Source organism: Bullifex sp. (assembly GCF_034103065.1).
Classification (GTDB): Bacteria; Spirochaetota; Spirochaetia; order Sphaerochaetales; family Sphaerochaetaceae; genus Bullifex.
In genome coordinates this window covers 1-8,813 of sequence record NZ_JAXEGN010000116.1, presented here as the reverse complement: position 1 = coordinate 8,813, position 8,813 = coordinate 1, and the positions used below count along the sequence as shown (strand labels likewise).

Annotated in this window: 10 protein-coding genes and 2 tRNA genes; 2 read left to right on the top strand and 10 right to left on the bottom strand. The window is 38.5% G+C overall.

The features are described 5' to 3' along the window. From rplJ to SOY52_RS04625, 8 genes are all read right to left on the bottom strand, one after another. A partial coding sequence (rplJ, locus tag SOY52_RS04660) for a 50S ribosomal protein L10 (protein WP_320847814.1) occupies nucleotides 1-405 on the bottom strand: 405 nt, incomplete at its 3' end. A gap of 12 nt (nucleotides 406-417) precedes the next feature. After that, nucleotides 418-1,104, bottom strand: coding sequence for a 50S ribosomal protein L1 (gene rplA, locus SOY52_RS04655; RefSeq protein WP_320847813.1), 687 nt, complete (start codon nucleotides 1,102-1,104; stop codon nucleotides 418-420). Nucleotide 1,105: 1 nt separating this feature from the next. After that, nucleotides 1,106-1,537 (bottom strand): 50S ribosomal protein L11, encoded by a 432-nt coding sequence (rplK, locus tag SOY52_RS04650; protein ID WP_154424364.1) that lies wholly within the window; start codon nucleotides 1,535-1,537, stop codon nucleotides 1,106-1,108. A gap of 194 nt (nucleotides 1,538-1,731) precedes the next feature. Continuing rightward, nucleotides 1,732-2,298 carry a transcription termination/antitermination protein NusG gene (gene nusG / locus SOY52_RS04645; RefSeq protein WP_320847812.1) on the bottom strand — a complete coding sequence of 189 codons (567 nt, stop codon included), beginning with the start codon at nucleotides 2,296-2,298 and terminating at the stop codon, nucleotides 1,732-1,734. Between the two features lie 12 nt (nucleotides 2,299-2,310). Beyond that, the gene (gene secE, locus SOY52_RS04640; RefSeq protein WP_320847811.1) at nucleotides 2,311-2,490 is read right to left on the bottom strand and encodes a preprotein translocase subunit SecE; all 180 of its coding nucleotides are present in this window, start codon (nucleotides 2,488-2,490) and stop codon (nucleotides 2,311-2,313) included. A 33-nt stretch (nucleotides 2,491-2,523) separates the two neighbouring features. Further along, nucleotides 2,524-2,597, bottom strand: a tRNA-Trp gene (locus tag SOY52_RS04635). Between the two features lie 29 nt (nucleotides 2,598-2,626). Further along, entirely contained in the window at nucleotides 2,627-2,806 is a 180-nt protein-coding gene (rpmG, locus tag SOY52_RS04630) for a 50S ribosomal protein L33 (protein WP_177518747.1), read from the bottom strand. A gap of 41 nt (nucleotides 2,807-2,847) precedes the next feature. Next, nucleotides 2,848-2,920, bottom strand: a tRNA-Thr gene (locus SOY52_RS04625). Nucleotides 2,921-3,130: 210 nt separating this feature from the next. Here SOY52_RS04625 and SOY52_RS04620 point away from each other — a divergent pair. Next, complete coding sequence (locus tag SOY52_RS04620) at nucleotides 3,131-5,644, top strand: glycogen/starch/alpha-glucan phosphorylase (RefSeq protein ID WP_320847810.1); 2,514 nt, start codon at nucleotides 3,131-3,133, stop codon at nucleotides 5,642-5,644. 78 nt (nucleotides 5,645-5,722) lie between these two features. Here SOY52_RS04620 and SOY52_RS04615 read toward each other — a convergent pair whose 3' ends face one another. After that, nucleotides 5,723-6,418, bottom strand: a complete 696-nt coding sequence (locus tag SOY52_RS04615) for a DUF554 domain-containing protein (protein WP_320847809.1) — start codon at nucleotides 6,416-6,418, stop codon at nucleotides 5,723-5,725. 38 nt (nucleotides 6,419-6,456) lie between these two features. Here SOY52_RS04615 and SOY52_RS04610 point away from each other — a divergent pair, with 38 nt between their 5' ends. Further along, complete coding sequence (locus SOY52_RS04610) at nucleotides 6,457-7,011, top strand: nucleotidyltransferase family protein (protein ID WP_320847808.1); 555 nt, start codon at nucleotides 6,457-6,459, stop codon at nucleotides 7,009-7,011. Nucleotides 7,012-7,054: 43 nt separating this feature from the next. Here SOY52_RS04610 and SOY52_RS04605 read toward each other — a convergent pair. Further along, on the bottom strand, nucleotides 7,055-8,813 hold a 1,759-nt coding region (locus SOY52_RS04605), incomplete at its 5' end, for an ATP-dependent Clp protease ATP-binding subunit (protein WP_320847807.1).

Here is an 8,813-nt window from a genome sequence, read left to right as displayed (position 1 = left end):
TGGGAGCTTGCTGAGTGCTTCTACTTCTTCTGCACTCATAAGTTCGCCATCAATTAAAGCGCCTTTAACCTGCATAGGTGCACCGTTCTTGATTGCCTCGAAAAGTGCCTTTGCAACTACGTTTGATTCATCACCCTTTGCAAGAGCAACAGCAGTAGGACCAACCATCTGCTCTTCTGCACCACTCTTTCCAAGATCCTTCATTGCAATCTTTGCAAAGCGGTTCTTGATAACGCGATACTGAGCATCGTTCTTTCTAAGAGCTGTTCTGAGGTCAGTAAGCTGAGCAACTGTCATACCTCTATAATCTGTAAAGATATAACCGTTGTATCCCTCAAATTCGTCCTTAAGAGCCTTTACTGCATCTTCCTTAGCAGGGGTAATACGTGTCTGATAATTCTCCATACGTTTTCCTCCTTACTTGCTCTGAAGAGCTTTGAAGTCAACATGAACACCTGGGCCCATGGTTGATGAGAGTGCTACAGAGAGGATAAATTCACCCTTAGCATCTACTGGCTTCTTTCTCATGATTTCATCGATAGTTGCCTGTGCGTTTTCAGCAATCTTCTCTGCATCCATGTTAACCTTACCGATTGCAAGGTGTACAACACCTGTCTTATCAGCACGGAACTCTACACGACCTTTGTTTAATTCAGCAAGAGCTTCCTTAATATCAAATGTAACTGTGTGAGTCTTTGGGTTAGGCATGAGACCACGGCGACCAAGGATAGGACCGAGACGACCTACATCCTTCATCATGTCAGGAGTTGCAACTGCGACATCGAAATCCATCCAACCAGAACGTACCTTCTCGATAAGCTCTGTATCACCTACATATGCAGCACCTGCATCTAAAGCTTCCTGAGCCTTATCACCCTTAGCGAAGACAAGAATCTTCTTCTGAGCCTGGAACTGATTTGGAAGAACAACGGTATCACGAACAGTCTGGCTCTTCTTGAGCTGAAGACAAACTGAGATTTCAACTGTTTCCGTGAACTTAGCAAAAGAGCAATCCTTGACTAATTTTGCAGCGTCTAAAAGAGAATAAAGCTGATTTCTATCAACCTTCTTAGCTGCTTCCTGATATTTCTTACCTCTTTTCATCTTACTTCTCCACCTCTACGCCCATTGAGCGTGCTGTACCTGCAACGATCTTCTTTGCTGCTTCGATATCGAATGCATTGAGATCAGGAAGCTTTGTAGTAGCGATCTCAGTAAGCTGAGCCTGTGTGAGCTTTCCAACTTTTGTCTTGTTAGGAGTGCCACTACCGCTCTGTAAGCCAAGTGCTTTCTTAATGAGAACAGCTGCTGGTGGTGTTTTGAGGATAAAAGAGAAGCTCTTATCCGCATAAACTGTAATGATAACTGGGAGGATAAGTCCAGGTTCATAACCTTTAGTCTTGTCGTTGAACTGCTGAACAAACTGTGGGGCACTGACACCATGAGGGCCGAGAGCCGGTCCGATTGGTGGTGCCGGTGTAGCCTTCTGTGCAGGACACTGCAACTTAATTACTGCAGTAACCTTCTTCTTTGCCATTTTCTTTTCTCCTTACGACAGAGTCTGGTCTGAGTTGACCGAAAAGTTCGGACTCTGCGCTGGTATTAACGCCAGTCATAACGATCTAGCTCCCACCCGGTTGAACTAATGCCCAAGCGGGGAGTAAACGATTTTAGCTTGACGATGTCAAAAAACAAACGTAAGACGGCGTCAAGAGACCGTCTTAGTGAATATTAGAGAACTATTTTCTCTACCTGGAGGTATTCAACCTCAACAGGGGTAGAACGACCGAAGATCTGAACTGAAACCCTAAGCTTACTCTTAACAGAATCAATTTCTTCAATTGTACCAGAGAAAGACTCAAATGGGCCATCAACAATTTTAACTTCTTCGCCAACTTGGAAATTCTGTTTAGGCTTAAATGCCTTTTCTGTAGGAACCTCACCAGTCTTCTGCATGATATCTTTCATCTCTGCAGCTGAAAGAGGTTGTGGTTTTCTGCCGTCCATAGCACTTACAAAGCCTGTAACACCCTGGATTCTCTTAATCTTAGAATAAGTATTTTTCCAAGTAGCATCTTCAGGGAAATCAATCTCAACGAGAATATAACCAGGTAGAAGCTTATGCTTTACTTCCTTCTTCTTACCGTCCTTAACCTCAGTTACAGTCTCCATTGGAACCTTAACATCAGAAACGATAAGAGCAAAGTCGTCATCCATCTCGCGAAGCTTCATGATTGTTCTCTGAATCTTCTGCTCATATCCAGAATATGTATGTACTATGTACCAACCTTTCGCCATTACAATTACCTACTAGAAAATTAAGAAGATACCCTTCAAGAGAAGGAAATCAACAAGGCCAAGGATAAGTGCGAATACTACTGTTGAGATGATAACAATCTTTGTTGACTGAAGAACCATCTGACGATTTGGCCATGAAACCTTCTTCATCTCAAGGTAACACTCTTTGAAGTATTTAACAATTTTCTTCATCTTGCTTTCTCCCATTTAGTTTCAAGGTACCTGCAGGCCAAGTAGGATTCGAACCTACAACACCCGGTTTTGGAGACCAGTGCTCTAGCCGTTGGAGCTATTGACCTGCAGGTACCTTGATGTACCCTTTCTTATCTTATTTGATTTTTGTCTCTCTGTGAAGAGTGTGCTTTCTCTCAAAAGGACAATACTTCATGAGTTCAAGCTTGTTAGGTGTGTTACGACGATTCTTTTCAGTTGTGTAGTTCTTCTGCTTACACTCTGTGCACTGTAAAGCGATCTTCTCTACTGGACCTTTCTTCTTTGAATTTGCCATACCTATATATCTCCTCGGTTATTACCGTTCTTTTCTTTTCGAGCCCTCGAGCGGATTTGAACCGCTGACCCCCACCTTACCATGGTGGTGCTCTACCGACTGAGCTACAAGGGCGCACACACAAACACTTATCCGACTATGCCGAACATGCAGAAAATACTTTATCAGAACACTCAAGTTTTTGTCAATACATGAAACAAATATTCTCAAATATTATAAATTAAATAATCTTTATTTTTTTTTACATTAGTTTAGTACTTGCTTAATTTAAAAAAAATTATCTATATTAATTTTCGTTGATTCATTACTTATTTAGGAGAAAATATGGCCAACGAAATTCGTACTAAATACGGACACACTGCTAAAGATATCGCTCAAGATTTTGCAGAACAGCTAAAATACACACTTGATGCTGATGCATATCATGTTAACGATGAAGCAAAATATCAGGCAGCAGTATTAGCAATCCGTGACAGAATCGTCCATCAATGGGACATCTCCAGAAAGACACAGAGAGCAAAAAGCGCAAAGAGAGTTTACTATCTTTCACTTGAATTCTTAATGGGTAGAGCGATGACAAACAACATCATCAACCTTGGAATTGAAAAACAAGTTAAAGATGCACTTTCATCACTTGGTTATGATTTTGAAGAGCTTGCAGATGCAGAACCAGATGCAGGTCTCGGTAATGGTGGACTTGGAAGACTTGCAGCATGCTTCCTCGATAGCTTAGCAACCTTAGAGCTTCCTGCTTATGGTTATGGTATTAGATATAACTATGGTATCTTTAAGCAGCAGATTAGAAATGGTTGGCAAGCAGAGCTTCCTGACAACTGGCTTGAAAATGGTAACCCATGGGAAATCAAGAGACCATCTATTGTATATCCAGTATATTTTGGTGGTGAAGTAAAGGTTATTAGAGAAAACGGTAAGGATATCTATAAGTGGGTTCCAGCTGAACAAGTTAATGGCATGGCTTATGATACTCCAATTATTGGCTACGGTGGTAAGACTATCAACACTCTTCGTCTTTGGTCTGCAATGTCACCAGCTGAATTCAGCTTCCAGGAATTTAACTCTGGTGATTACACAGAGGCTGTAAGAAACAAGATTAATGCTGAAAATATCTCTCAGGTTCTCTATCCAAATGATACTCTTTATATGGGTAAAGAGCTTAGACTCAAGCAACAATACTTCTTTGTTGCATGTTCTGTTGCTGATATTGTAAGAAGATTTAAGAGAAATCCTAACTATTGTTGGAAGAATTTCCCTAATGAAGCTGCTATCCAGCTCAACGATACTCACCCATCAATTACAGTACCTGAATTAATGAGAGTATTAGTTGACCTTGAAGGTCTTGAATGGGATGAAGCTTGGGATATTACAGTAAAAACACTTGGATACACTAACCACACCTTAATGCCAGAAGCACTTGAAAAGTGGTCTGTACCAATGCTCGGTTCAATTTTACCAAGACACCTTCAGATTATCTATGAAATAAACCACCGCTTCTTGCAGAAAGCAGTAGCATTCTTCCCATTCCAAAATGATAAGATTGCTAAGGTTTCTATCATTGAAGAGTCAAATCCAAAGATGATCAGAATGGCTAACCTTGCTATCATCGGTACTCACTCAACAAACGGTGTAGCAGCCCTTCACTCAGAACTCTTAAAGACAAGCATGTTCCCAGAGTTCAACCAAATCTATCCTGAAAGATTTAAAAACAAGACAAATGGTATCACTCAGCGTCGCTGGCTCTTAGATGCTAACCCATTACTTGCTAAAAAGATTTCAGATGCAATCGGTGATGGTTGGATTACAGATTTCTCTCAGATTTCTAAGCTTAGAAGCTTTGCTGATGATAAAGCATTTAGAGAAGATTTTGGTAAGATTAAGCAAAGTGCAAAGGAAACAGCTGCTAACTTCCTCAAAAAGGATTGTGGTATCATTGTAGATCCTTCTACCCTCTTTGATGTACAGGTTAAGCGTATCCATGAGTACAAAAGACAGCTTATGAATATCCTTAATGTTCTTATGATCTACACAAGAATGAAGGAAGACAAGGCTTATAGAGAGTCATTCCCTCCTACAACATTCTTATTTGGTGGTAAAGCAGCTCCAGGATATGTTAATGCAAAACTTATCATTAAGTTCATTAACAACGTTGCATCTGTTATCAACTCAGATCCTCAGGTTAATAAGAGCTTAAAGGTATATTTCATGCCTAACTATCGTGTAACTATGGCTGAGAAGGTAATTCCTGCTACTAACATCTCTGAACAGATTTCAACAGCAGGTCTTGAAGCAAGTGGTACAGGTAACATGAAGTTCATGATCAATGGTGCACTTACAATGGGTACTCTTGATGGTGCTAACGTTGAAATTCAGGAAGAAGCTGGTGCTGAAAACTGCTTTATCTTCGGTCATACAGAGGATGAGATTACAGCATTAAAGAATAATGGCTATAATCCATATGACTGGGTTAACAAAGATGATGAAATTAAGAAGATTGTATCTCTTATTACATCTGGTCACTTCAATGTTAATGAACCAAATATCTTCGAGCCTCTCTTAAAGTCTATCTTAGAGTATGGTGATAAGTACTGTATCTTTGCTGATCTTAGAATGTATAACGACATGCACAACAAGGCAACAGATCTCTACAAGAATGATATTGATGAATGGAATAAGAAGGCTATTATCAATATTGCATCATCAGGTAAGTTCTCATCTGATAGAACAATCCTTGAATATGCTAATGAGATTTGGAATGTTAAAAAGTGTCCTGTTAAGAGAAGTAAGACAGACTGTGCTCTTGAGGATGCAAAGAATAATTAATCTTAAAGATTAATCTAAAAATAGATCTCAACGGGGGTAAATCCTCATTGAGATCTTTTTTATTATCAAAAATAAAAATCAAAGTGGAAGTAAACTATAAAGGTACTGCATTATTGGAGCTAAAATAAGAGCTGGAAGGAAGTTACCTGTTTTAGAATCCTTCAAATTAAGTAGGCTTAAAGCTAAGAGAATTAGTAATAGTCCCCCTGTTGATGCCATAGCACTAATTCCAATTTCCCCTAATATTGGTTCAATGTAGCTTCCTGCAAGAGTAAAAAATCCTTGATAAACAATAATAGTGATAGCAGATGCAAATACTCCAAGACCATAGGTTGAAGCAAATACTATAGCCATAAAACCGTCCATAACACTCTTAATTAATATTAATTCATAGTTTGAAACAGTTCCTGCCTGAATTGAACCTACGATACTCATTGCACCAGTGCAAAATAGAAGTGATGAATTTAGAAATCCCTTTGCAAAATCTCCATTTGATGAACTTTTTCCACCAAGCTTTTCAATTCTATCGCCAAGACTCAAAACCCTATCTTCAATTTTTAAAGCAAAGCCAATAAAACCACCAAGTATTAAGCTAAAGAGATTATCTATTGCACTTGGATCCTCTAATGCCATTCCTAGTCCAAGCACAAGAGTTGTTACACCTGCAGCTGTCATTACAATATCTTTAAAAGAAGAAGAAATCTTTTTCTTTAATAATAGGCCTATTAGGCCTCCTAAAATTACTGTAAAAGCATTGATGAATGTTGCTATCATGAGTGCTATTATATTTATTAAAGAGGTTTTATTCTATTATGAAGGTTGGAATTCTTGCTGCAGGATTATCAAAAAGAATGGGAAACGTAAATAAGCTTTTACTCAAGCTTGGTAGTAAAACTATTTTAGAAAATAGTGTAATTAACGCCCTTTCCTATACAGATGATGTAGTTGTTGTAACCGGATTTGAAAGAGAAAAAAGTGAAGAAATACTAAAGGGATACCCTGTTTCTATTATTTATAACCATGACTATGCCTTAGGACAAGAATCATCATTAAGATGCCTTTTAACACACACAAGCTGTGATATCCTAGTAACTCTTGCAGATGTCCCATTTTTAACAAAGGATGATTTTATCAAAGCAGAAAGTAATTTAAAGAATGTGTTATCAGCACGTCCAATTTTTGATAACACAGCAGGTCATCCTGTTGCTCTAAAAAAAGAATTAGTCGAGCTAATTTTAGCAAGTGATAAAAAGGTTAGAGAGGTAATTAAGGAGTATCCAAATTATTTCTACCCAGGTAGAAAAGAAAATATAGTAGATATTGATACTCCTAATTCATTTAAAAATATAGAGAACTTAGTTAATTAAAATTAAACCTCACCAAGATTTACTCAAGGTGAGGTTAAATATATTAATTTGAAACCTTTATTTGATCATTTTCAAGCGAAAGTCTAATAGGCTTTGATGTCGATAAGTTTCCAGATAGCATCTCTTTCGCAAGAGTATTTTCAATCTCATTTTGAATAGCACGTCTAATAGGACGAGCACCAAAATCAGGATCAAAACCTACATCGCTAATAAAGGAGACAACATCCTTGTCCCAAGTTAAATCATAACCACGACTTGCAATACGCTTTTTAAGTGCTTCAAGCTGTAAAGTAACAATAGAAGAAACTTGGTCTTTTCCGAGAGGATTGAAAACTACAATCTCATCGATACGGTTAATAAACTCTGGCTTAAAGTGTGCTTCAATTATAGAAAGAATATCTTCCTTTTTAGCCTTTTGCTCCAATATTTCACGTGAAGCAAGGTTACTAGTCATGATAATGATAGTATTCGTAAAGTCTACTACCCTACCTTGACCATCGGTTAGACGTCCATCATCTAGAACTTGAAGTAAGATATTAAAGACATCAGGGTGTGCTTTTTCAATCTCGTCGAATAGAATTACAGAGTAAGGTCTTCTTCTAACAACCTCTGTAAGCTGTCCGCCTTGATCATAACCAACATATCCTGGAGGTGCTCCAATAAGTCTAGAAACTGAGTACTTTTCCATATACTCAGACATATCGATACGAGTTAGAGCTCTTTCATCATCGAACAAGAAGTCTGCAAGAACCTTTGCAAGAAGAGTCTTACCAACACCTGTAGGACCAGCGAACAAGAATGAACCAAGAGGACGATTTGCATCACCTATTCCTGTCTTATTTCTTCTTATCGCGTTACTAACTGCATTAATAGCTTCATCTTGGCCAATTACCTTCTTAGATAGTGTTGCTTCAAGATTTAAATACTTTTGCATCTCACTACCCATCATCTTGCTAACAGGAACACCAGTCCAAGAAGATACTATTCTTGCAATATCATCCTCGGTTACCTCTTCTCTTAAGAGACGATGCTCAGAGTTTTGTGATTGCTTTAGCTTTTCCTCTCTCTCTTTAATATCTTTCTGGACAGCAGGAATTAAACCATATTTAATCTCAGCAGCTCTATTAAGATTACCATCTCTCTCAGCTTGAGACTGTTCATTAGTAAGCTTTTCAAGTTCACTCTTTTTACTCTTTAAACCATCAATTAGCTCTTTTTCATTACTCCACTGAAGGTGCATTGCATCGTGTCTAGAATGAAGATCAGCAAGCTCTGCATTAATTTTATCAAGACGCTCTTTACTAGCATCATCCTTTTCTCGACTAAGTGCACTCTTTTCTACTGATAACTGAAGCATCTTTCTATCGATTTTATCAAGCTCCACTGGTTGGCTCTCGATTTCCATCTTCAATTGAGATGCTGCTTCATCGACGAGGTCGATTGCTTTATCCGGCAAGAATCGATTTGTAATATACCTATCTGAAAGAGTAGCAGCAGCGACTAAGGCTTCATCCTTAATCCTTACACCATGGTGTACTTCATATTTTGGCTGTAAACCTCTTAGAATAGCAATAGTGTCCTCTACTGTAGGTTCTTTGGTATAAACTGTTTGGAAACGTCTTTCTAGGGCCTTGTCTGTTTCGATATACTTTCTATACTCGTCCAAGGTAGTTGCACCTATTGCATGTAGTTCACCCCTTGCGAGAGCTGGTTTAATTAAGTTAGAAGCATCGGTTGATCCTTCACTTGCACCAGCACCAACTATTGTATGAAGTTCATCGATAAAGAGAATAACCTCTCCA

Excerpts from the sequence above, each read along its gene's own strand:
- rplA (WP_320847813.1), bottom strand. The coding sequence starts at position 1,104 with ATGAAAAGAGGTAAGAAATATCAGGAAGCAGCTAAGAAGGTTGATAGA.
- rplK (WP_154424364.1), bottom strand. The coding sequence starts at position 1,537 with ATGGCAAAGAAGAAGGTTACTGCAGTAATTAAGTTGCAGTGTCCTGCA.
- nusG (WP_320847812.1), bottom strand. The coding sequence starts at position 2,298 with ATGGCGAAAGGTTGGTACATAGTACATACATATTCTGGATATGAGCAG.
- secE (WP_320847811.1), bottom strand. The coding sequence starts at position 2,490 with ATGAAGAAAATTGTTAAATACTTCAAAGAGTGTTACCTTGAGATGAAG.
- rpmG (WP_177518747.1), bottom strand. The coding sequence starts at position 2,806 with ATGGCAAATTCAAAGAAGAAAGGTCCAGTAGAGAAGATCGCTTTACAG.
- SOY52_RS04620 (WP_320847810.1), top strand. The coding sequence starts at position 3,131 with ATGGCCAACGAAATTCGTACTAAATACGGACACACTGCTAAAGATATC.
- SOY52_RS04615 (WP_320847809.1), bottom strand. The coding sequence starts at position 6,418 with ATGATAGCAACATTCATCAATGCTTTTACAGTAATTTTAGGAGGCCTA.
- SOY52_RS04610 (WP_320847808.1), top strand. The coding sequence starts at position 6,457 with ATGAAGGTTGGAATTCTTGCTGCAGGATTATCAAAAAGAATGGGAAAC.